Raw genomic sequence first — 24,105 nt, 5'->3', positions numbered from 1 at the left:
AAATGACAGACAACCACCGGACGGACATATCATTTATCACAATCTGCTACAATGGTTTCAAAGACACTTGCGAGCTGATAGAATCGTTACAGGAGAAACTGCATTCCGTAACCTACGAGATCATTGTGGTAGACAACGCCTCGCGTGAGGACGAGGCTGCCAAGATATCCAGACTATACCCCTCAGTCATCGCCATCCGCAGCGAGATAAACGGAGGATTCTCCGGCGGCAATAACATCGGGATCCGTGCGGCAAGAGGGAAATACCTCTTCTTCATTAACAACGACACCTATATCGAGTCAGACGCAATCTCCTGCCTGGTGGAACGGCTGGAAAGCCGTCCCGAAATCGGAGGCGTATCGCCGAAAATACGTTTCGCTTTCCCGCCGCAGCACATACAGTTCGCAGGTTTCACCCCCTTGTCGCGAATCACGTTACGTAACAATATGTTGGGGTTCGGCTGTCCCGATGACGGAAAATACGACACTCCCCACCCCACTCCCTACCTGCATGGCGCAGCCATGATGATAAAACGTGAGGTGATCGGGAAAGCGGGGATGATGCCTGAGATCTTTTTCCTGTACTACGAAGAGCTGGACTGGAGCACAAGCATGACACGTGCCGGCTACGAGCTATGGTACGAGCCCCGCTGCACGGTCTTCCACAAAGAAAGCCAGAGTACCGGACAACTCAGCCAGCTGCGTACCTATTACCTGACCCGCAACCGCCTGCTCTACGCCCGCCGCAACCTGAGGGGAGCCGCACGTCTGGGCTCCGTGCTCTATCAAAGCACTGTAGCAGCCTTGAAGAACGGTCTGCTCTATGCTTTAAAAGGACGCTTCGATCTCTTCCTGGCCGTCTGCAAAGGCGTCAATTCAGGACTGATCCTTCCGTCGGCCAACAAAGAAACAAAAGAACAAAAAAACGAATACTATGAACATCATTGACTGGGTTCTCTACATCCCCCTCACGCTATGCGTATGCTACTTGCTGCTTTACGCCATCGCCTCCAAGTTCTACCGGGCTCCCCAATATCCCGAAGCCCGTACGCTCCGGCACATTGTCGTGCTATTCCCCGCCTACAAGGAAGACCGTGTGATACTCTCTTCGGTCCGCAGTTTTCTCGGGCAGGACTATCCGAAGGAGTTGTTCGACCTTGTCGTCATTTCCGACCAGATACAGCCGGAAACGAACGAAGCCTTACGCACGCTCCCCATCCGGCTACTGATGGCGGATTACACGGAAAGCTCCAAAGCCAAAGCGCTGGCTATGGCCATGAACAACATCGACACCGATCTCTACGACATAGTGGTTATCATGGACGCCGACAACGTGACCGTCCCCGAATTCCTGTCCTGCATCAACCGTGCGTTCGACAGTGGCGTAAGATCCATACAGGCTCACCGGACAGGTAAGAATCTGAATACCGATATCTCCATTCTGGACGGCGCGAGCGAAGAGATCAACAACGGCTTCTTCCGCAGCGGGCACAACGCGCTCGGACTTTCCGCCGGGTTATCCGGCTCGGGAATGGCCTTTGATGCAAAATGGTTTCAACAGAATGTGCAATACCTGCAAACGGCAGGCGAAGACAAAGAACTGGAATCCATGCTGTTGCAGCAGCGAATCCATACAGTCTATCTGAACGACCTCCCTGTGTTCGATGAAAAGACACAGAAAAAAGAAGCGATCAGCAACCAGCGCAAACGTTGGATAGCGGCGCAGTTCGGAGCACTCCGCGCTTCGTTGCCCCACTTGCCGAAAGCCCTGCTGCAAGGCAATATAGACTATTGCGACAAGATATTCCAATGGATGCTGCCTCCCCGCCTGATACAGCTGGCAGGAGTGTTCGGACTGACTTTCGTTTTCACCGTTATCGGTCTTGTCATGAGCCTGCGCAATGGAGGAAATGAATGGACGATGGCCATCAAATGGTGGATTCTGTCGGTAGCACAGGTCTCCGCCATGATTCTACCCGTACCGGGAGGGCAACTATTTACCAAAGAGGTAGGGAAAGCCATCATGAAGATACCTATGCTGGCTGTCACCATGATAGGCAATTTATTCAAACTTAAAGGAGCAAATAAGAAGTTCATCCATACAGAGCACGGTGAACATCACTCTCATTCATAAACACATTATCCCAAACAAGAAGCAATGAAAATAGCCATTGAAGCACAGCGCATCTTCCGCCCCAACAAACATGGAATGGATTTTGTCGCTCTTGAGAGTGTCCGTGAGTTACAGAAGATGGATCACGAAAACGAGTATTTCATTTTCGTCAGTCCCGGTGAAGACAAATGCCTGAAGAGTTCGGAGAATGTGCACGTCATCGAACTGGAATGCCCTACCTATCCGCTGTGGGAACAGGTGGCTCTTCCGCGAGCGGTGAAGCGCATCCGCCCCGACTTGTTGCATTGTACCAGCAATACGGCTCCGTTGAACTGTCCCGTGCCGTTGGTGCTGACGCTGCACGACATCATTTATCTGGAGAAACGCCAATCGTCCAGCCTGTCGCTATATCAGGAGATGGGATGGCATTACCGCCGTCTGGTAGTGCCCCGCATACTCCCCAAATGCAAGAAAATCATTACAGTTTCCCGGTTTGAACGTCAGCGTATCCTCGATGCGCTGCACCTGTCCGACGAACAGTTGGTTGCCGTATACAACGGATTCAACAGCCATTTCCATCTTCAGCCCAAAGCTCCGGAAATCACCCGGAAGTATATAGATGCGGACGAATATCTCTTTTTCTTGGGAAATACCGATCCGAAAAAGAACACGCCGCGAGTGCTGAAAGCGTACAGTGACTATCTGAAACGTTCGCGGAAGAAGCTCCCGCTGCTCATAGCCGACCTCAAGGAAGACGCTATCGACCGGATACTGGGGGAAGAGAAGATTACGGACATCAAAGGCTACCTCCGTTTTCCCGGATATATTGCGAATACCGACCTTCCGGCACTGTATAGCGGTGCATTCGCATTCCTTTATCCCTCTCTTCGCGAGAGTTTCGGTATCCCTATGCTCGAAGCAATGGCCTGCGGTACGCCTGTCATTGCCGGAAACACTTCGGCAATGCCCGAAATAGCGGGTGAAGGGGCTTTGCTGGCTGATCCGTTCAGTTCGGAGGACATCACGGCGAAGATTCTTCAACTGGAAGAAGATGCGGAATTTTACAGGCAACAAGCGGACTACGGAGTGGAGCGCAGCAAACTGTTCTCATGGAAGAACAGTGCAAAAGCATTGCTCGATATTTATAGGAATATGACGGAATAGGAAGTCGCCGTTAGAAAAGCACGTATAACCGTATCGCTGGGCAAAGCTCTGATTTATGGGAAAAGATCGAATCTCTTTTGTGGATATTTCTGCATTTGCAACAACCTTCTTTCTATCTTTTTCCATTTGAAAGGTGCAGAGCCCAGCATTCTTATAGGCTCGTCAAAATTAATATCTTCCCAATAGGTAAGGGCCTTCAGAGGCATGATTACATTTGCTTTATATTTATGTTCATAGGCCTCCAGCATTTCTCTCAATGAAAGCAAAGTGGAGAGGTAGGCCAAATCGATAAAGTCCTTTATACGAGTGCCGTTGCCCGCAATAGCATTCAGTTTCATAGCGGCAATATCGACAGGAGAAGCCAAACGGATAACATCTTCCTCAACACACGGAGACAACCAAGGATATTGGTGTGAAATACAATCTATCTGGACTCCTCTAATTTCCCCTTTCAGCGTACTTCTGGAAATAAAATCCAACTCTAAATCATAATTTTCCACCAAATAGGAAGACAGTTCGGATTCATCGAACGACAAATCTGAGAACAAATCCAAATCAACACTTATACGATGCCCCAGCTGCAAGGATAATGAAGTTCCGCCCACCAATACAAAGTGCTTGAGTCGGCTGTCTTTCATTAACGTTGTCAAGAGTTCCAATGTTGAGGGTGAGACAGTTTCTTTGTGTAACATTTTAAATCCTCCTTTTTTAAGTCAAACACAGCACAGACAAAAGAAATATCTTTCGCATTCATTGTCGGAATTTCCTTGATACTTTCCTTTACTCCTTCCACTCCGTACCTATTTAAGATGGCAAAGAAATCATCTTTCCGCCCCCGTTCAATCACCCGCTGAACGACCAGCGTACGCATCTTATCCCAATCAAAACGTGACATATCATACTCCCAAAATAGGGACTGACGTATCTGCGCATCTGTATGTTGCTTATAATTGTCGAAAAACATCCTCATCAAAATTAGATTTCCTATCAACAAAGTAACAAATAAAATTCCACTTTTCCTCATTTGAAAAAGAAAATATATAAAAAGACTTGCAACACCGGTATTCAGCTACCAGATTGCAAGTCTTGTTTTCCATCCTACTCTTGACCGGAGAAGAAGTCGGATTCTTTCACTTCAAAGCACGGACACGCCTTAATCCACTCTTCCGGCTCTATCTCCCCGTTTCCGTTCAGGTCGGGGCTCAAGTCACGATGACCGCAGATACGGCAACCGGGATAATCACGCAGTAACGCGAGAACGAGCACACGCATGGAATGAATCTGCCACTCGGTACGGGTATCGGTGGGACGACCGTGACAATCCAGCCCACCTTCATAACAGATACCAATTGAACGAGCGTTGTAGCCACGCACGTGAGCTCCGATACGTTCTATTTCACGGGTAGACTTGATGTCGCCATTTTTTCGGATATAAAAATGATACCCCACACCGTTGAAACCACGACGGCGATGGCACACGTCCAGGTCGTCTTCCGTGAAATCCCTGTCCGCCCTAGTGGCGGAACAGTGGATTACAATCAGGTCAATCTTCCTCATCAACCTGCCCTTTCATTCTTTTAGCTTTTCTCTTTTTGCGAAAGAAAAACAACACTTCCAATACAACTTCCAAGATTTTGTCAACCATAGCTTTGCATTTTTAATTGATTATTTATTCACTGAATACTAGAACATCGGAGATCCTGCAGAATTGCTCCGTAAGACATTTCTGCGGAATATATCTGTAGAACATCCCCGTCGGATTACTCCGCCGGATCCGGAGCTTCCCCATTGTTATCTCCGTCCTCTCCTCCGCCAGAACCGTCCGGACTGCCGCCATCATCTCCCGAAGCGTTCTTCTTATCCGAGAGCAACTCAAACACCATATTATTATCTCCGCCACGAGTAGTGGCCGTACTGTCGTTTGCCAGTCTGAGGGAATTGTCGACTTTGAAACGAAGATTGACACGGGTAATGCTTCTCACGGTGCAGTCTTTCTCCAATTCCACACCGGGACAGGTCAGCGTGGTATAGAAAATTCCCAACCCCTCCACTTTCACTTTATTGCCTGCCACAAGGACTTTCTTCATCGCGCGGACAAAGGATTTCATGACGTGCGACACATCCTCCACCGAAAGCGAACCGATCGTTTCGATTTCGCGCGCCAGCGCCTCTATTGAATAGATTTTTGACTCCCCCGACTTAGGTTTGAGGGCAAATACCATCGGCGAATCCGCATCGCTGATTCGTTTTCTGCGCTTATAGCGCACCACTGTAACTGTTGCCATAAAAATTGTTGTTTCTACGAAAAGAAGGACATTCTTCCTTTCTGTTGGTACAACAAAAGTACGACAACCGAAAGACGGATTAACGGATTACACCGGACTAGGAGGGATTAGAACGGATTAAAAAGGATTAAACAAGAAATAAGAGAATCTCACCCCCAAAAACAGCCGGAACAGCTTGGCAAATCCGGTAAAAAAGCGTAACTTTACACTCTATAAATACGGACTAAAAACAATCAGAAAATGAAGACAAATGCAGAGCCGACCGATGACGAAAAGAAAGAGAAAACATTTGAATACCGAAGCTACGGAAAAGGGGAACTTGCCATGTTGTACCTCCCCGACATACAGCAGCAGAGTGCGGTAGACCGTTTCAACAAATGGATAGCCGCCGCTCCGGGACTGAAAGAACGACTCATCGCCACCGGCATGAATCCCCGAAGCAGAAGCTATACCCCCGCACAAGTACGGCTAATCGTAGAAGTGCTGCAAGAGCCCTGAACACAAGTACCGCTCATCCATAGACAAGTACCCCATTAAGCAAGCTCTCTCTCCCTGCCATTCACTCTTCAAACAGCTCCTTATCCGGCAGCCAGCAACTGGAGTCGAACGTCACACCTCCGACGCGCTGTTCTACGGGAACAGCCGGATCATGCGATTCCACGCACGGCAGGTAACGCCCGCTCACGGGATCATACGCAAAAGTCACCATCCCACCCATTCCGAGATGTTTGAACTTCACCTTATCCACATACACGCGGGTCACCCCCACCTCCTTGTCACGTTCCACTACAATACCATAATCCGCCTTATTGAAGAAATCGGCAGAGCCGTTGATATCATACATCTCCACGCGCGGAGTAGTGTTCGTCACCGGGTTACGGTTCATCTTGCGCGGATGGGCGACAAGCACCACCAGGCAATTATGCTGCACCGCAAATTCCGTAATCATATTCAGGAAATTGGAAAGATACTGCGTCTCCGTCTGCCCCGGCTGCGGAGTGTGGTCAAGCCGGTTGAGCGGGTCGATCACCAGAATACGACACCCCCGCCGCACCACCAGCTCGTGCGCCTTCGCAAGCACCCGCGCCGGTGTAGCGTTCCCCTTCAGAGAGATATGCGACACGTTATCGGTAAGAAACTCCTCCGACCGCATCAGCAGCCCTTCCGAAATGCCGCACCCCTTCTGAAAACGGTGTCCGGTCAGCTTCTCCACCAGCTTTCGGATGTGATAGACAATCGGCGTATTCTCCGGACTGAAAAAAGCGATCTTCCACTGATGGCGCAGACAAAGCCGCAACACCAGCTCGTCGAGCCACTCCGATTTTCCCGCACCCGGCACTCCCGTGAGGATGACAAGCCTCCCCCGTTCGTAAGTGCAGATCTTGTCCATTTCCTCCCAGCCGGTTTCCGCGCCCGGTCCGAAACCATTCTCAAAAAGAGCAAGCAGGTCGCTGTGCAGGTCGGCGGCCGTGAACACCCCTTCGAGCGGAACCTCCGCCGCCTGCTCGATGGCTACCCGCAGACTGGCAACCCCGTATTTGCACAGATGTTCGTTCGCATCCTTGCAGCCGGGCCCGTACGTCACCACACGGCAACGCTCGGCACCCAAACGGTTGATCAATTCGTCACGCAGTTGCAGTCCGGCGGAATCGGTATCGACGGCAATGATAACTTCCGTCAAATCCTCGAAATGCGTCTCCATGAAACGGTCGAGCCAGGACAAATTCGAGTTGGCGCCGGCAGGGACGGAAATCACGCTCTTGAATCCGGCGGCAAGGGAAGAGGCGGCATCCAGTTCGCCTTCGTGGATGATGCAGGAAGTCTGTCCGAGCACGGAGTCGATGTTGTAGGGAATCAGTTCGGCGCCCTGAAACATCTTGAAATGCTTCGCGTCTACACTACGGAATTTCGTGTTGACCAGTTGTCCGTCCTCGAAATAGTTGAAGCAGACGCAACGCTCCTTCTGACTGGATTGCGACATGAATTCCTCCTGTTCCGTGATGCGCAATCCGGCGATGACGCTCTGCGGGATGCAACGTACCTCCACCAGCCAACGTTCTACTGATTCGGAAAGCGTAGTCCGTGCCGGATCGAACACCGGACGCTGGAAATGACGGGGAACGGCTGCCGCACGACGCTGGCGGGCAGCACGCCGTTCGGCTTTCTCACGCTCTTCCGCTTCGTCGGGGACGTAAAAGTCCGCCCCGCAATGATAACAGTGACAATGCCCCGTATCGACGTTGACACGCAGCGAACGGTCGCGTTTGTTGTGGCGCGTGGCCTGACATTTATTACAAACAGTTTTCACTACGCCGCTTGTCCTCCGACGGACATCGACATCGTAACTGGCAAAATTTCTCATAACTTGCTTTATTTTTAAATGAATAATTATATTTCCCCCACACAGGGACAGGAAGACAAACGCTTCATGTATAACACGGAGAGATTGATACTTTCAAATACGGGATGAATGGTGTTCAGACGTGGGATGAACCGCTTTCAGACGTGGGATGAACCGCTTTCGGACGTGGGATGAGCAGCGTTCAGACGTGGGACGAACAACGTTCAAGCGTGGGACGAACAGCGTTCAAATATGGGATGAACGGTGTTCAAATATAGAACAGGCCGCAGCCGGATATGTGCTGAACTAATGCCCCCATCTCTTGTGCGCATCATCCCACACCGCCGAGTTGTCGGGCCTTGGCGGTGCGCTGTCGGGAATAAGACGTCCCAGATACATCCGTTTTCCATCCACAATACTTTCAAAACGGCTCACATCCTTGCTCTCCCGCTCCTTGATTTCCCGCATCAACTCTTCGCGCAGCATACGGCAAGTAGGCGATCCGGCAGCGATATAATTGGAGAAATAGCGTTTCACGTCCTCAAAGAAGAGCAAGCCGCCTTCTTTTCCGTAGAGAAGGATATGCTTTTTGAACAGACCGATAATCTGCTGCTGATGGTCGATAAAAAGCCGTCCCAGACCGGAACGCTGCCCCGCCAACTCCATATACAAGCGTGAGTCGGCAAGCCGGTCTACCAGCACTTCCCAAGACAACACCGGCTGTAACGGTTGCTGCCCCTCCTCATCCACCGCCCGAATCCTCATTCCCCTTCCAACAGGAACGGAAGAAGCAGTTCGGACTTCCGAAGTTTCCGAAGCCCTTGAAGTCCTCGAACTCCCCGAAGCCCCCATAATTTCCGAAGCCCTCGAACTCCCCGAACTCCCCGAATCCCCCGTAATTTCCGAAGCCCTCGAAGTCCCCGTAACATAAATCTTCTCCTCCGTTTCCGGAATAACCGTAATCTCCGAAATCCCCGAAGCCCCCGAATTCTCCTCCACCACCGTAGCAGCGTCAGCAGCTCCTCCCGCGAGGGTATTGCTGCTGTTGTTTACAACAGGAGTAATACCTATCTTCTCCTCTTCTCTCCTCTCTTGGGTTTCGTTGGGTTTTCGCCCTTTGGTGGCGGGCGTTTCAGCGCATTTCGCACGCTTCTTCGGGCGCCCTCCTTTTTTACCGTTTTCGGTATCCATTCTCCACTTTTCCTCAAGCCTTTGCATCACCCGGTCAAGATACGGAGCCCGGAACGTCTGCCGCTCCTCGTCCACCTCAAAAAGATTATAATCATGGAGCACCTTTTCCAGCATATCCAACTCAAGGTCATACCGCCGCGCGAACGCCCTCAACAAAAGCGGAGTGCACAACGCCTCATAATTATCTTTCGTGCGCAGGTGCAACAGCAACATCACATAAATGCCGAGCGCTTCCGCCGCATCCAGTTCCGACATCATACCGGCGATATTATCGTCATTCAGCAGATTTACTTCCAGATTAAAATACTGATCCTTCTTCATTATTCTTTCTATTTTAATAAATTATTCACGAAAATCATCCTTTTCGGACGAGCTAACTCAGTGAGTGCAAAGGTATTTTAAATGTTTTGGTTACACTTGTTGAAAAAAACAGAGGGCTATTACGATTCTTTTAACAACCTTTGCAGCAATATAATAACCATAAATAAAAATATTATTTAAATGAAAATGAAGTCAAATGTCATCCTGAATGACGACAAAGTAATCAAAGAGAGACTGAAATATTGTGTCCACATCACGTTAGGACGTTTTCTGAACATCCAGCGCACCGTATCGCCCCTGTCGCACGAGAAAGTAGCGGGACAGACCACCATCAATTCCAGCACGACATGGAACATGGAGCAAGTCCGGAATTACAGCATATTATCGTACGCGCAAGTGATCTACACGCATTTCATAGCCTTGAAGTGCAAGTTCTACGTCCTGCATCTTTCAAAGACGATGATCAAAGCGATTCAAAACGGGCAGTGCATCATCATCAAAACCGTAGATCACGACAAACTGGACGATTACCTTCCCGGCGAAATCCTCCTCGAACAGCACCCCGACGCGGAAGAACTGGAACGGAGGAGAAAGGCGAGAGAGGCGTTACTGAGCAAATCCATGCACCTGCGGATAAGCAAAAGTCAAGAACAGGAAAATGAAAAGAAGAAAAAGGAAAATGAGATGAAGAAGAGAAAAGAACAGGAAAAGAAGAGAAAAGAGAAGGAGAAAGGAGATAAGGGAAAAAAGAAATCGGAAAAACGGGTAAAGTTATCATAAGTTTACTACCTTTGTGGCACAAGAAGGATACAAAAGTAAGGACATGAACGATTGTGAAGAGACGAATGACAAGGCAATAAAAGCGCTCATAGTATTCAGAGAAATAAGTGATACGGACAATCTGTTCGCTCCTATTCTATGCGACGCTATCCGCATGACGGGCATTGACGTACGATGTTCCAAAAAAGCATTTTGGGAATCAGACACGGCGTATGACATCATACACTTCCAATGGCCGGAAGAAGTAGTAGGCTGGAACTGCGACGACCCCGACGTGATACGCCGGCTCGAAGAGCGCATCCGTTTCTTCCGTTCGCGCGGGGCGCATTTCGTCTACACGCGGCACAATGTGCGTCCGCACTACGCAAACGACATCATCAGCCGCGCCTACGACATCATCGAGACGCAAAGCGACATCGTGGTGCACATGGGACATTTCAGCGCGGATGACTTTGCCGCCAGATACCCCCAAAGCCGGAATGTCGTCATCCTCCACCATATCTATGAATATACCTATCAGGAGGATATCAGCGCGGCGCGCGCACGCCAATACCTCAATCTGCCGCAGAACGCGCTCATTGTCACCGCCTTCGGCAAATTCCGCAACCGGGAAGAGATACGCATGGTGCTCGGAGCATTCCGCGCATGGAAACGGCCGCATAAACTGCTGCTCGCTCCCCGTCTCTACCCTTTCTCCAGACGCAACGGGTACGGCAAGAACTTCCTCAAGAGATGGCTCTCGCGCTTCGGCTACTACGTGGTCAGACCCCTGCTCAACCGCTGGCTGCATCTGAGAGCCGGAGGCAACGACGACCTGGTGGACAGTTGCGACCTACCTTATTATATAGCAGCTTCGGACCTGGTAATGATTCCACGCAAAGATATCCTGAATTCCGGCAACATCCCCCTCGCCTTCCTCTACCACAAAGTGGTGGTGGGTCCCGATACAGGGAATAACGGTGAGCTGCTGGCCATCACCGGAAACCCCTCGTTCGACCCCGACGACCGGGAAGATATCGTCCGCGCGCTCGAAACCGGCGCACGGTATGCCGCTTACGAACACGGGGAGGCAAACTACGACTACGCCATCGACAACATGAATATCCAAAAAACGGGACGCGAGTATGCTCAAGTCTATAAAGACGCGATAAATGGCAGGTAATCTCAAAAGTCAGCTCTTCTCCGGAGTATTCTACACGGCGCTCGCCAAATACAGCGGTGTAGTCATCTCGCTTGTGGTGGCGGGGGTGCTGGCACGCCTGCTCTCGCCGGACGATTTCGGCATTGTGGCGATAGCCACCGTAATCATCGCCTTCTTCAACCTGTTCACGGACATGGGTGTATCCCCCGCCATCGTGCAGCACAAGACGCTGACACGGGAGGAATTGTCGGATATTTTCTCGTTCACCGTGTGGACCGGCATAGGCATAAGCGTCCTCTTCTTCGCCGCGTCATGGCTGATAGCCGATTATTACAACAGCGACATCCTGCGGACACTGTGCCAACTGCTGTCCGTCAACCTGTTTTTCGCTTCCGCCACCATCGTGCCGGGAGCTTTGTTCTACCGCAACAAGGAGTTCAAGTTCATTGCTATCCGCAGCTTCATTATCCAGGTTTCGGCAGGAGCCGCCGCCGTCACCGCAGCACTCTGCGGAGCGGGACTGTATGCGCTGATTATCAACCCGATCGTATCCAGCATACTGATATTCGCCATCTCCTACCAACGCTATCCGCAACGCCTGCGCCTCACGCTGGGGCTGACGGTGCTGCGCAAGATATTCTCCTATTCCGCCTACCAGTTCCTGTTCAATGTCATCAACTATTTCAGCCGCAACCTTGACAAGCTGCTGATCGGCAAATACATGGGAATGTCCGACTTGGGATACTACGAAAAATCTTACCGTCTGATGATGCTTCCCCTGCAGAACATCACACAAGTGATCACCCCCGTGATGCACCCGATATTCAGCGATTTTCAAGACGACAAAGGGAAGCTCGCCACCTCCTACGAACGGATCCTGCGCTTTCTCGCCTTCATCGGACTGCCGCTCAGCGTGCTGCTCTTCTTCACGGCGGAGGAAGTGACGCTGATCATCTTCGGCGACCAATGGCTGCCGTCCGTACCCGTTTTCCGGATTCTGTCACTGTCCGTAGGGATTCAGATCATACTGTCTTCTTCCGGCTCCATCTTCCAGGCGGCGGGCGACACGAAGAGCCTGTTCGTGTGCGGACTGTTCTCGTCCGCGCTCAACGTGGCGGGTATGCTGCTCGGAATCTTCCATTTCGGCACGCTGACGGCAGTGGCAAGCTGCATCGTCGTCACGTTCACCGTCAACTTCGCGCAATGCTACTGGCAGATGTACCGGGTGACTTTCCGGCGAAGCGTCCTGCCGTTCGTCCGTCAGCTCCTTTCTCCGCTGGCGGTAAGCCTGCTGATGGCGGCCATTCTCCTGCCGATACAGTACGCGACGGAAGGAATGAATATATTTCTCACAATAATTATAAAAAGTATAGTAAGTTTTACTATCTTTGGAGGATATATACAGGCTACGCGTGAGTACGACCTCTTCGGAAAAATACGAAGCATAGCGGGAAAGAGAAAATAAATGAACGGAATAAACAAAATACACCAAGACAAAGATCACGCATGAAAGCCTTATTCCTGATATTTCATGGTTTCGATAAAGCAAACGGAATCAGTAAGAAGATACATTACCAAGTGAAGGCACTCAAGAAATGCGGCGCGGATGTTCGCTTGTGTTACTACGACACCACGCCTTTCGGCAACCGACGGCTGATGATCGACGACGAGGTGATGGCCGATTTCGGCAAAGGGACGATGGCGAAGCTGCTGAAACGTGTCTACTACTCGCCTATCGTGAAGTACGCGCAGCGGGAGAAGATCGATTTTGTGTACATCCGTTCCTATCACAACGCCAACCCTTTCACGCTGCGGCTGGTGGAACGCCTGAAAAAGACGGGGGCGAAAGTGGCGGTGGAGATACCGACCTATCCTTACGATCAGGAGTACATCTCACGGTCTATGAGAGCTTCGCTCGCTGTAGACCGTTGTTTCCGCCACCGGATGGCGAAGCTGCTGGACGGCATCGTGACTTTCTCCAACGCGGAAACGATTTTCGGAGGCAGGACGATCCGGATTTCCAACGGGATCGATTTCGACGCTATCCCGCTGCGGAGCGGACAGAACGACACTTCACACGAGCTGCACCTGATCGGTGTGGCGGAGGTGCACTATTGGCACGGGTTCGACCGCCTGGTACGGGGCCTCGCGGAGTATTACCGGACGAATCCGGAATATAAGGTTTATTTCCATATCGTAGGTCCGCTGTCGGGCGAACGGGAACGGGAGGAGATTCTTCCCGTGATACGCGACCATCATCTGGAGGAGTACGTGATTCTGCACGGACCTCTGCACGGAGAGGAACTCGATGCGCATTTTGAACGCGCGGACTTTGCCATCGGCAGTCTGGGACGCCACCGGAGCGGTATCACGGAAATCAAGACACTGAAAAACCGGGAGTACGCGGCACGCGGGTTCGCCTTCACTTACTCGGAGACGGATGCGGATTTTGACGATATGCCGTATGTGTGGAAGGTGCCTGCGGACGAGTCGGCGGTGGACGTCCCGAAGCTGATTGCGTTTCAACGGTCGCTGAAGATTCCACCGGCTGAGATCCGGGAGTCGGTGCGCCCGCTGTCATGGGAAGCGCAGATGCAGAAGGTGATTAAGGAAATAAATGAGAAATGAGGAAAAAAAAGTTAACCGTTTTATTATGATACCGAAGATTATACATTTATGCTGGCTGAGCGGTGACCCTTATCCACCCAAAATACAGAAGTGCCTGGAGAGCTGGAAGAAGTTCCTCCCCGAATATGAGGTGATGCTGTGGGACGGCAACCGTTTCGACTTGAACAGCAGTTCGTGGGTAGCACAGGCTTTCGCCGCCAAAAAATATGCTTTTGCCGCAGATTATATACGTATGTATGCGCTCTATCATTACGGAGGCATTTATCTCGACTCGGACGTGGAAGTGCTCAAGAGTTTCGACGAGTTGCTGACGCTCCCCTATTTTGTCGGGGCTGAAAACGCGGGGACCATTGAGGCGGCTATCATCGGCGCCGAAAGCGGATGTGACTGGGTTAAAGCTTGTCTGGACTATTACGAAAACAGGGATTTCATACAGGAGAACGGGCAAATGGATATCCGTATGTTGCCGGAGATTATGAATGAGACGATCGGAAAACTGAAACCGATATGTAATCTGCCGTCCGGAACTACTCTTGGTGAACTGAAGAAGATAGGGAAACAGGAAATGACGGAAAAGGTTTATGTGCTGCCATGTGAGTATTTTTCACCTAAGATCTTCGACTCGCGACAAGTGGTCTTAACGCCTCTCACATACGCGATTCATCATTATCAGAACTCTTGGTTTTCACATAAAGCGATTGTGTATTATCGCACGAGGACGCTGATGATCAGGATATTCGGTTATCGTCTGGTAAGAAACATAGAGAGATTTTTACGGAGGAAATGATATTAAAGGAGGACAAGGAGGAATACTGCGATGAGCCAATGGTACAGCAAATATCTGCAAGTATATGAAAAGCCTTTTTCGGAGGCTCGGCCGGTAGTGGTTGAAGAGATACGCGGGAAGATCGCCGGGCTTCAGAGCGAGAATCCGGTGGTTACCGTCTCGCTGATAGGCTACAACGAGGAAAAACACTTGTTGGCTTGTCTGTGGTCGCTGAGCGAGATGCAGTGCAAGTATCCCGTAGAGATCATCGGGGTGGATAATGAATCGAAGGACCGCACGGCGGAGATTTTTCAGGCGTGCGGAGTACCTTATTATACGGAGACGCGGCATAGTTGCGGTTTTGCCCGCCTTTGCGGGCTGAACCACGCACGGGGAAAGTATCACATCAACATTGATTCGGACACGATGTACCCGCCCAGGTATGTGGAGACGATGGTGGATGCGCTGGAGCGTCCGGGTGTGGTCGGGGTAAGTTCGCTATGGAGCTATATTCCGGACGAGGAGCATTCCCGGTGGGGACTTAAGCTGTATGAGGCTACCCGCGACCTGCATCTGTGGCTGCAATCGTTCAAGCGTCCGGAGCTGAGTGTGCGGGGGCTGGTGTTCGCTTACCGCACGGATTTGGCACGGAAAACGGGCATCCGCACGGACATCATCCGGGGCGAGGACGGGTATCTGGCGCTGCAACTGAAACAGTTCGGGAAAATCGCTTTTGTGAGGAAACGCCGCGCGCGTGCCGTCACGGGGTATGGCACGGTGGGAGCCGACGGATCGCTGTTCAACAGTTTCAAGGTTCGTGCCGTCAGTCGCTTGAAGGGAATCGGCGGATTGTTCACCAAGAAGAAGGAATATAAGGATGAGGAGAGCAATCTCGTGAAAAAGAAATAAAGGAAAGAATAAAAGCTGAAAAATCATGAACAACACACTTACTCTTTGTCTCGAAATTCTTTTCTGGTTTGCCCTGTTCGTTGTGTTCTACACGTATCTGGGCTACGGAATCCTGCTTTACATCCTTGTCAAGCTGAAAGAGCTTTTCGTGAAACCGGTGAAACGCTCGCTGCCGGCAACGGACGGGGAACTGCCGGAGGTGACGCTGTTTATCACGGCTTTCAACGAGGAAGAGGTGGTGGACGAGAAGATGGAGAACTGTCTTGAGCTGGACTATCCTGCGGATAAGCTGCACATTGTCTGGGTGACGGACGGCAGCAATGACGGAACGAACGAACGCTTGCAGACACGCTGGCAGGGAAAGGCGACGGTGCATTTCCAACCGCTCCGACAAGGTAAGACAGCTGCAATGACGCGCGGAATGACGCTTGTAGATACTCCGCTCGTTGTCTTCACGGACGCCAATACGATGGTGAACCGGGAAGCGATACGGGAGATTGTACTCGCCTTTCAGGATCCGAAAGTGGGATGCGTGGCGGGAGAGAAACGGATTGCCGTGCAGACGAAGAACGGGGCTGCCGCCGGTGGCGAAGGGATTTACTGGAAGTATGAGTCGACGCTGAAAGCGTTGGACGCACGGCTATATTCAGCAGTGGGGGCTGCGGGTGAACTGTTTGCCGTACGCCGCGAACTGTTCGAGGCGATGGAACCGGATACGTTGCTCGACGACTTCATCCTATCGCTGCGAATCACGATGAAGGGGTACACGATTGCTTACTGCACCAATGCCTACGCCATCGAAAGCGGTTCGGCGGATATGAGGGAGGAAGAAAAAAGAAAGGTGCGCATCGCTGCGGGAGGATTGCAGTCTATCTGGCGGCTGCGCCCGTTGCTGAACCCGTTCCGCTACGGAGTACTCAGCTTTCAATATACGTCGCACCGGGTGTTGAGGTGGTCGGTCACTCCGTTCCTGCTGTTCGCACTCCTGCCGCTGAACGTGGCGATTCTGCTGTCGGGCGGTTCTACGGTATTCTACGGAGTGCTACTTGGGATGCAGATCCTCTTCTACGGGTTGGGATATTGGGGCTATTATCTGTCTACCAGGCAGATTAAGAACAAGATACTCTTCATCCCTTATTATTTTCTTTTTATGAATATCAATGTGTTGAAAGGGATCCATTACCTGAAAAGGAAAAAAGGAAACGGAGCGTGGGAAAAAGCGAAACGGGCGGAGAAGTAAAAACAAATTGCGGAATCTTTTGTTATCTTATAAAAAAAATCATACATGGACAGGACATTACACAATGCAAACAATGCACAAAGAATTCTGGAACTGACGGCAGACACAATGTTGCTGATAGACAGAAATGGTATCTGTGTGGATATCGATTCTCATTGCGATTTATGGTTTCTGCAAGAAGAAGTTCTTTTAGGGAAGAATATTTTCGAACTTTTGCCGGAACGTACACGGGATAAGGTTATGCCGGTGTTCGAGACGGTGATCGGGGAACAACGGAATATCAGCAAAAACTTTAAGCTGGTGCTGAAGGATGAGACGTTCTATTTCAAGTGTCTCATGTATCCGTATGACGACATGGTGCTTTGCCAATATCGGGATATCACGCAAAGAAGTAACGTGAAACGCCAGTTGGAGCAGGCAAACCGCACGTTGCGCGAGATTCAGAAGGTGGCGCAGATCGGACATTGGACGTATAATACGGCGGAAAATGTGTTTCATTATACAGGATACACAGGAGTATTGTGCAAGGAGGGTGTGCAGCACATCTCTTTCGACACGTACAAGCAGTTGATAATGGAGGAGGATCGCCTGGCTTTCGAAGATTGGTGCGAAAAGAATGTATCGGAATTCAACTCGGAAAGTATCAGCTACCGGATTCGGCTCGACGGGAGCATTTTTTATGTGTGCATCCAGACTTATCTGCGGGAGGAAGTGCCCGACGGCAGTTTCAATATAGAAGGATATATTCAGAATATCAGTGATCTCCAACACCGGAGGAATGACATCAATACATTGACTCATGCCATTAATAATGCAACAGAAAGCATATTTGCCGCCCAACCTGACGGTACGATGATCTTTGCCAACCGACGTTTTCTACATAATCACGGTCTGGCGGATAATATGGACATCAGCCGGTTGAAAATCTATGATGTCACCGCAGATATGCCGACCGAAGAGGCTTGGCAGGAACGGTGCAGAAATGCGGTGCAAAACGGCAGCAATACATTTATCGCACATCGTCCTTCTAAAATTCATAAGGATATTCTGGCTTACGAATGTACGATGTACAACGTTATCAGTGATTCCGGTGAGGAGAGCTTCTGGTCGTTCGCTCATAACATCTCGGAAAGAATGAGGTATGAGGCGCAGATTAAACGACTCAACCGGATTATGGATACGACGATCAATAATCTTCCCGCAGGAATTGTGGTGAAAGAAGTCAATAATGATTTCAGATATGTGTATCGGAACCGCGAATCGTACAACCGGGATCAATTTAATGATAATCCGGTGGGCAAGAATGATTACGACTTCTACCCGCCGATTGTAGCGGAAAAGAAGAGGCAGGAGGATATTGAGGTAGCCGCTACCGGAAAAGGGCTGCATTGGATCGCTGAGGGAAAGGATAGAAACGGAAGTTTGATTATTCTTGACAAACGAAAGATTAAGGTGGATGGTGACGAGTTGTCCTCTCCTATCATCGTCAGCATTGAGTGGGATATCACGGAGCTGGAGATGATCAAGCGGGAACTCCAGGCGTCGAAGGAGAAAGCGGAGATGTCCGACAATCTGAAATCGGCTTTCCTCGCCAATATGAGTCATGAGATCCGTACACCGCTGAATGCGATTGTCGGTTTCTCGCATCTGATAGCCGAAAGTGATGACGCGGAAGAACGGAGAACGTATTATAATATTGTGGAAGCCAACAATGAGCGTCTGCTGCAACTGATTAACGAGATTCTCGATCTTTCGAAGATTGAGTCGGGAACGATTGAGTTTTCATTTGGACTTACGAGTCTGCATAGTTTGTGTCAGGAGATACATGATGCGCATATATTCCGCACGCCGGAGGGTGTGCAACTTGTCTATGAGCCTTCGGACGAGAGCCTGCGGATAGAGACGGACAAGAACCGTGTGTTCCAGGTGATTTCAAACCTGATCGGGAATGCGGTAAAGTTTACGAAGGAAGGCAGTATCAAGTACGGTTATGAGTTGGTGGATGGTCAGATCGTATTTCATGTAACGGATACGGGCACGGGAATCGAACCGGAAAAGGTGGGACGTGTGTTCGAGCGTTTCGCCAAATTGAATAATCACGCTCAAGGAACGGGACTGGGATTGTCTATCTGCAAGTCTATCGTGGAACGGCTCGGCGGACAGATTTCCGTCAGTTCAATAGTGGGTGTGGGCACAACGTTTACGTTTACTTTGCCGTATAATACACAGGAAACGCCCAAAGAAGTCGATTCGGAGATGAAGACAGTGCTCTACAAAGAGGAGATGCCGCAGAGTGAAAACGGTGGTTCTACGAATGAAGGAACGGGAAAGGGAAAGGGAACTGGAACAGGAACGGTCTGTATCCTGATTGCCGAAGATACGGACAGTAACTATGATTTACTGAACGCTATTCTAAGCAAGCAGTATCGTCTCGTCCGTGCCAACGATGGTATGGAAGCGGTTCTCTTGTACGATGAGGTGAAGCCGGATCTGATTCTGATGGATATCAAAATGCCGAATCTGGATGGACTGGAGGCTACCAAGATCATTCGCGAACTGTCTGCTACGGTCCCTATTATCGCTCAGAGTGCTTTTGCCTATGAGCATGATGTGAAAGCTGCGATGGAAGCGGGATGCAATGACTTCATAGCGAAACCGATAGCTCAGTCGAAACTGAAAGAGGTAATCAATAAGTGGTTGACGAAGAAGTGACTACGAAGGGGTGACGACGGAATGACTGTGCCTGAATCAGAATATTGTGTGAGAATAAAGTAAGATTATTATGAAAGCCTTTTATAGACTGTTCTACTATTTTTCTATCCTGCTGACAGGTGTTTTGGCAGGTGTTACCCTAGTGGGTGCCTTTGCCGGAAGTGCCACACCGGAGAGTTTCAAACTTATCCCCTTTATTGGTCTAGGGTTGCCTGTACTTTTATTGGCTAATCTGGCTTTTGCCATTTATTGGACGATCCGCTGGCGGTGTTGGGTTTTCCTTTCTCTCATTGCTTTATTCGGTAATTGGGGGTATATAAGTTGCGTCTTTCAGTTTCCTCTTTTCAGCCCGGCTTCGGAGCCGATAGCCAAGCTGGGAACCTATACACCCGGAATATTGACCGTAGCGACTTACAATGTGGATGCTTTCAACCACGAACATATGGGGTATTCCTGCAAAGGTATCGCTACTCAAATGCAGAATCTGCAAGCGGATATCCTCTGCTTGCAGGAGGTCGGTATCAATTCCTCATTTAACATTGACAGTGTATGTGCCGCTTTTTCTAACTGGCCGTATCAGTATATTCCTTCCGCTCCCGAAGGAAAGGAGCTTTTGCAACTGGCTGTTTTCAGCCGTTATCCTATCAGGGAACAGAGTCTTATCACCTATCCTGACTCTAAGAATTGCAGCCTGTGGTGTGACATCGAAATACCCGGTCGCACGATCCGCCTGTTTAATAATCATCTGCAAACAACGGAAGTGACGCGTAACAAAAGAAAACTGGAAAAAGAGCTTTACAAGGAGGATACCCAAAAAGCGGAACGTGCCGCTCTGACTCTGATAGACGGTCTGCACGAGAACTTCCGGAAACGTGCCGGACAAGCTGATGTCCTCAAACAACTGATAGCCGACTCCCCCCATCCTACCCTCGTCTGTGGTGACTTCAACTCTCTACCGTCTTCTTATGTCTATCACACCATAAAAGGTAACAGGAAAGGTGATAAGAAAGGTGATAAGAAAGGTGACAAGAAAGGTAACAAACTGCAAGATGGCTTCCAGACAAGCGGACATGGCTATATGTATACTTTCAAATTTTTCAAGCATTTACTAAGAATTGACTATGTCCTCCACTCTCCGGAACTGAAAAGTACGGATTACTTTTCACCGGACTGGAGTTATAGCGATCATAATCCGGTGGTGATGAGGATGAAGCTATAAAAAAAGAAAGCCGAATAGACTTATTCATCTATCCGGCTTTTCTTATGGAATATTTCGTCTTAGAATATATATCTTAAACCAAGTTGACATCTCCATCGAGAGCTTATGTTTGAGATCTCTTTAAATGGATCGTATTTATCTCCTTGAGTATATTGAAATTCACCTCCACCGGAGTATGAAATAGGAGAATATGAGTTATTGGACATATAACTTTCAAGTCCCCATTTTCTATTAAGCAAGTTACCAACATTCATTATATCAACAGAGAATTGCAAAGTATGTGTTTCTTTAGCTACTCTGAATTTAAAATCTTGCAAGAAACGGAAATCAAAATGATGCTCAAAAGACATACGATCAGAGTTTCTTTCATAATACTCACCACGATGGTCTTTCAGATACTTCGCACTGCCCAAGAATGCTTTCAAGTCTGCTTTTTGCTGATCCGCATCCAAATTTCCTTTTGCTTTAAACTGCATCGCATCAATCTGCTCATCTGTAGGAATAAAAACCAGATCATTACCGTTACTGCCGTCACCATTCAAATCACCGTAATAAGTTATATTATATGGAGCACCCGACTGACCTGTATATACCAGACTGACCGTTGATTTAAAACGTTTAGCATATTCCTTTCCATAAGATAGAGATGCCACAATGCGATGCGGAATACTATAATCGGAGACACTCAGCTCCGGCGCGTTCGGATTACCTTTTGTCTCGTTATATCTCCAGTTTGAATAGGCTACAGAAGAAGTCGCGGAGTTGATAGACTTACTTTCTCCATAAGTGTAGGCCGCCATTACATCCAGACCGAAGTTAAATGACTTTTCCAGTTTCAGAGATACATTATAGGTATAACCTTTACTTGTATTGTCCAACAGCATTATGTCAGTATATTTGTCATTCTGTTGTTTGAACATAGGTCTGTTATCAAACGAAAGTGAGGAATAAGTAGAACCGACAGTAGCGTCACCATCCATCTCATAATTCAAATTGCGATAATATATATCATTCAACGTCTTTGAATAAAGGCCTTCCAATGTCATCTTTACATCGCCCGGAAGCATATATTCGAAAGCTAAATTAGCACGAAGGTTCTGGGCGAATTTAAAGTCTTTAGAAAAAACATCTACCTCTGTTGTAGATGCCGTTGCATTTTGTAACATTTCAGCTTGTCCTTTGGGATCAGTATTGAAATAGAAAGCATTACCCAATTTCTTTATATCCTTACTCTTTAAGGAATATTTCTCAAATTCCATACCTGTATTTGAAAAACTATTGCTTAACCACACAAAAGGTATACGACCTGTGAAAACACCGAGTCCACCACGCAGCAAGGCTCTTCCATCATCAGTCAATTTCCAACGGAATCCCAAACGCGGAGACCACAAGGGAGTACTACTCAGTTTACGATTAGTATAAACACTATAATTTTTAGCTATATCCGTATTGTTAAAATCATCGTTTTTTGTAGGAGTATCCAAGAAAATGGGGATATCCATACGAATACCATACGTCAATGTAAACCGGTTGGTAGCATTCCAAGTGTCTTGAGCATAAAATCCTAACTGCATAGCTCCGAAACTAGGCGCCCAATCGTCCCTACCCGTTACATCAACCTTTGAACGACCATAGTAATAGTTATTAATGACTCCATTTTCTAAGTCATCAATACTGTTAAAAGTATAAGCACCATAGAGATTCTGAATAAACAGATTCTCAAATTGATACATCTCATTATGAGTACCGAATATCAATGAGTGATTGCCTAACAATACGGAGAAGTTATCTGATAATGTGAAAATGTCCTGATCCAAACGATTTGCACAAGAAGAGTATTCTGTACCCAAAAGCATTGAAGATGCCCCTTTCTTTACGGTAATTGCCGGGAATATATCTCCCTGAGGCTCACGGTTATCGCGTACACGTACATATGAAAAACGAGCTTCATTATTCATATTATCGCCAATGCGGGAATTTAATTCGGCTGTCAGTGAATGTGTCTTATTAGTAAAAACAAACGCTACATCGGAAGCATTCAGTTTTGAGTATGAACGAGAGAAATTATAACGTTGTGCTCCTACAAAACTATAACGAGCCGTAAATTTATTACGATCATTTATATTCCAGTCTATTTTTGTTCCTACTTTATCTGAACGTGTATAGATGTCTTTCGGATCAAAATTCGCATTGTATTTACCACCTGTTTTATCCTTCAAAATATCCAATACACGCTGCGTCTCCTCAAGTGTGAAATCGGAACCATCACCAACATTATATGCTGTCGGATAAGATTTATCCGTTTTTTCGTAATTGGCAAAGAAGAAGAGTTTGTCCTTAATAATAGGACCACCAATCGTTACACCCCATTGATAATCATGCTGTTTATCTAATTTTGTACGTTTCTGTCCTTCTTCCATCTCTCCGGCAGTAGTTCCGATCAAAGCTTGTGTATTTCCAAAGAAATATGCGGAACCGTGAAACTTATTTGTACCGGACTTAGTAATTGCATTAATTCCACCACCAGTAAAACCTGACTGGCGAACGTCAAAAGGCGCAATATTTATCTGAATCTGTTCAATCGTCTCTAATGAAACCGGTTCAACGCTAGCTTGTCCTCCGTTCGTTCCATTGGAAGTAAGGCCGAACACGTCATTATTCATTGCTCCATCAATTTGGAAGCTATTATAGCGGTTGTTGGCACCTGCAAAAGAAATCGCACCATTGGAATTTACAGTAGCCTGCGGAGTCAGACGGGTGATGTCATTCAGACTACGGCTCATTGTCGGCACTGATTCTATATTCTTTAAAGAAAAGCTAGTTGCAGCTCCAGTACGACTGGCTGCCACACCTTTCTGACCTGTAACAACAACCTCATCCAATAATTCTGAGGATTCTTTTAACTGAATATCTAACTGGTAGGTTTCTCCTAATTGAAGATTAATCTTATTGAAAACCGCAGTGCTATATCCCACGTAGGAAACTTCAACTTTATAAGGACCGCCGGCACGCATACCTTGCATCGTAAATCGCCCGTCTATATTTGTTATTGCTCCATAACGGGTTCCGGAGGCCTCATGTATAGCTACTACCGTCGCGCCTATGATAGGTTCTTTCTGTGCTGTTACCTTACCCGCTATACTGGAAGTCGTAACCTGTGCATTTACTGTAGCAATAAGCATCAGCATCGCTACTACTAAAAAAGATCGCATTCTCTTTTGCATAATGTAATTGATTAGTTAATACTAATTGTTTGATCTTAAAACTGTGGCAAATATAATTAATATTATTTAGAA

General features: G+C 48.4%; 20 protein-coding genes. 13 read left to right on the top strand and 7 right to left on the bottom strand.

The genetic code is table 11. From position 1 onward, the window contains the following. The first annotated feature begins 2 nt into the window (after window positions 1–2). From GD630_RS05325 to GD630_RS05315, 3 genes are read left to right on the top strand one after another with little or no spacing between them, the layout of a single operon-like run. Window positions 3–947 (top strand): glycosyltransferase family 2 protein, encoded by a 945-nt coding sequence (locus GD630_RS05325; protein ID WP_143864553.1) that lies wholly within the window; start codon window positions 3–5, stop codon window positions 945–947. After that, complete coding sequence (locus GD630_RS05320; protein WP_143864554.1) at window positions 934–2,133, top strand: glycosyltransferase; 1,200 nt, start codon at window positions 934–936, stop codon at window positions 2,131–2,133. The genes GD630_RS05325 and GD630_RS05320 overlap by 14 nt, the downstream gene beginning before the upstream one ends. Before the next feature lie 24 nt (window positions 2,134–2,157). Next, entirely contained in the window at window positions 2,158–3,276 is a 1,119-nt protein-coding gene (locus GD630_RS05315; protein ID WP_143864555.1) for a glycosyltransferase family 4 protein, read from the top strand. A 53-nt stretch (window positions 3,277–3,329) separates the two neighbouring features. Here GD630_RS05315 and GD630_RS05310 read toward each other — a convergent pair whose 3' ends face one another. The 4 genes from GD630_RS05310 to GD630_RS05295 form a co-directional block, all read right to left on the bottom strand. Continuing rightward, window positions 3,330–3,968, bottom strand: coding sequence for a nucleotidyl transferase AbiEii/AbiGii toxin family protein (locus GD630_RS05310; protein ID WP_143864556.1), 639 nt, complete (start codon window positions 3,966–3,968; stop codon window positions 3,330–3,332). Further along, complete coding sequence (locus GD630_RS05305) at window positions 3,923–4,246, bottom strand: DUF6922 domain-containing protein (protein WP_238482969.1); 324 nt, start codon at window positions 4,244–4,246, stop codon at window positions 3,923–3,925. The genes GD630_RS05310 and GD630_RS05305 overlap by 46 nt, the downstream gene beginning before the upstream one ends. Window positions 4,247–4,374: 128 nt before the next feature. Further along, window positions 4,375–4,833, bottom strand: a complete 459-nt coding sequence (locus GD630_RS05300) for an N-acetylmuramoyl-L-alanine amidase (protein ID WP_143864557.1) — start codon at window positions 4,831–4,833, stop codon at window positions 4,375–4,377. Between the two features lie 203 nt (window positions 4,834–5,036). Further along, on the bottom strand, window positions 5,037–5,561 hold the full coding sequence (locus GD630_RS05295; RefSeq protein ID WP_143864558.1) for an HU family DNA-binding protein: 525 nt from the start codon (window positions 5,559–5,561) through the stop codon (window positions 5,037–5,039). Between the two features lie 240 nt (window positions 5,562–5,801). Between GD630_RS05295 and GD630_RS05290 the strand changes: the two genes are divergently transcribed. Next, on the top strand, window positions 5,802–6,059 hold the full coding sequence (locus tag GD630_RS05290; RefSeq protein WP_007759829.1) for a DUF4248 domain-containing protein: 258 nt from the start codon (window positions 5,802–5,804) through the stop codon (window positions 6,057–6,059). Window positions 6,060–6,120: 61 nt separating this feature from the next. On the opposite strand, the gene GD630_RS05285 is transcribed toward GD630_RS05290, so the two are convergent. Continuing rightward, entirely contained in the window at window positions 6,121–7,923 is a 1,803-nt protein-coding gene (locus tag GD630_RS05285) for a bifunctional DNA primase/helicase (protein ID WP_143864559.1), read from the bottom strand. A 285-nt stretch (window positions 7,924–8,208) separates the two neighbouring features. Next, on the bottom strand, window positions 8,209–9,414 hold the full coding sequence (locus GD630_RS05280; protein ID WP_143864560.1) for a DUF7833 domain-containing protein: 1,206 nt from the start codon (window positions 9,412–9,414) through the stop codon (window positions 8,209–8,211). A 180-nt stretch (window positions 9,415–9,594) separates the two neighbouring features. Between GD630_RS05280 and GD630_RS05275 the strand changes: the two genes are divergently transcribed. The 9 genes from GD630_RS05275 (at window position 9,595) to GD630_RS05235 (ending at window position 20,809) form a co-directional block, all read left to right on the top strand. After that, window positions 9,595–10,194, top strand: a complete 600-nt coding sequence (locus GD630_RS05275; RefSeq protein WP_238482968.1) for a hypothetical protein — start codon at window positions 9,595–9,597, stop codon at window positions 10,192–10,194. A gap of 43 nt (window positions 10,195–10,237) precedes the next feature. After that, a complete protein-coding gene (locus GD630_RS05270) occupies window positions 10,238–11,356 on the top strand; it encodes a glycosyltransferase family protein (protein ID WP_143864561.1) in 1,119 nt (372 codons plus the stop codon). Further along, on the top strand, window positions 11,346–12,800 hold the full coding sequence (locus GD630_RS05265; RefSeq protein ID WP_143864562.1) for a lipopolysaccharide biosynthesis protein: 1,455 nt from the start codon (window positions 11,346–11,348) through the stop codon (window positions 12,798–12,800). Before GD630_RS05270 ends, GD630_RS05265 begins: the two co-directional genes overlap by 11 nt. Window positions 12,801–12,841: 41 nt before the next feature. Next, window positions 12,842–13,963, top strand: a complete 1,122-nt coding sequence (locus GD630_RS05260; protein WP_143864563.1) for a glycosyltransferase family protein — start codon at window positions 12,842–12,844, stop codon at window positions 13,961–13,963. Window positions 13,964–13,988: 25 nt separating this feature from the next. Continuing rightward, on the top strand, window positions 13,989–14,750 hold the full coding sequence (locus tag GD630_RS05255; protein WP_229118828.1) for a glycosyltransferase family 32 protein: 762 nt from the start codon (window positions 13,989–13,991) through the stop codon (window positions 14,748–14,750). Between the two features lie 30 nt (window positions 14,751–14,780). Next, a complete protein-coding gene (locus tag GD630_RS05250) occupies window positions 14,781–15,638 on the top strand; it encodes a glycosyltransferase family 2 protein (RefSeq protein ID WP_143864565.1) in 858 nt (285 codons plus the stop codon). A 25-nt stretch (window positions 15,639–15,663) separates the two neighbouring features. Beyond that, window positions 15,664–16,878, top strand: coding sequence for a glycosyltransferase family 2 protein (locus GD630_RS05245; RefSeq protein ID WP_143864566.1), 1,215 nt, complete (start codon window positions 15,664–15,666; stop codon window positions 16,876–16,878). 45 nt (window positions 16,879–16,923) lie between these two features. Continuing rightward, window positions 16,924–19,590, top strand: a complete 2,667-nt coding sequence (locus GD630_RS05240) for a hybrid sensor histidine kinase/response regulator (RefSeq protein ID WP_143864567.1) — start codon at window positions 16,924–16,926, stop codon at window positions 19,588–19,590. 70 nt (window positions 19,591–19,660) lie between these two features. Then, complete coding sequence (locus tag GD630_RS05235; protein ID WP_143864568.1) at window positions 19,661–20,809, top strand: endonuclease/exonuclease/phosphatase family protein; 1,149 nt, start codon at window positions 19,661–19,663, stop codon at window positions 20,807–20,809. A 59-nt stretch (window positions 20,810–20,868) separates the two neighbouring features. Here the strand turns inward: GD630_RS05235 and GD630_RS05230 are convergent, their stop codons facing one another. Continuing rightward, entirely contained in the window at window positions 20,869–24,033 is a 3,165-nt protein-coding gene (locus tag GD630_RS05230) for a TonB-dependent receptor (protein WP_143864569.1), read from the bottom strand. Window positions 24,034–24,105 lie beyond the last annotated feature (72 nt).

Source organism: Bacteroides zhangwenhongii (assembly GCF_009193325.2).
GTDB classification, from domain to species: domain Bacteria; phylum Bacteroidota; class Bacteroidia; order Bacteroidales; family Bacteroidaceae; genus Bacteroides; species Bacteroides zhangwenhongii.
Note: the sequence above shows the minus strand (reverse complement) of the source record. Positions and strands in the feature narration are given on the sequence as shown.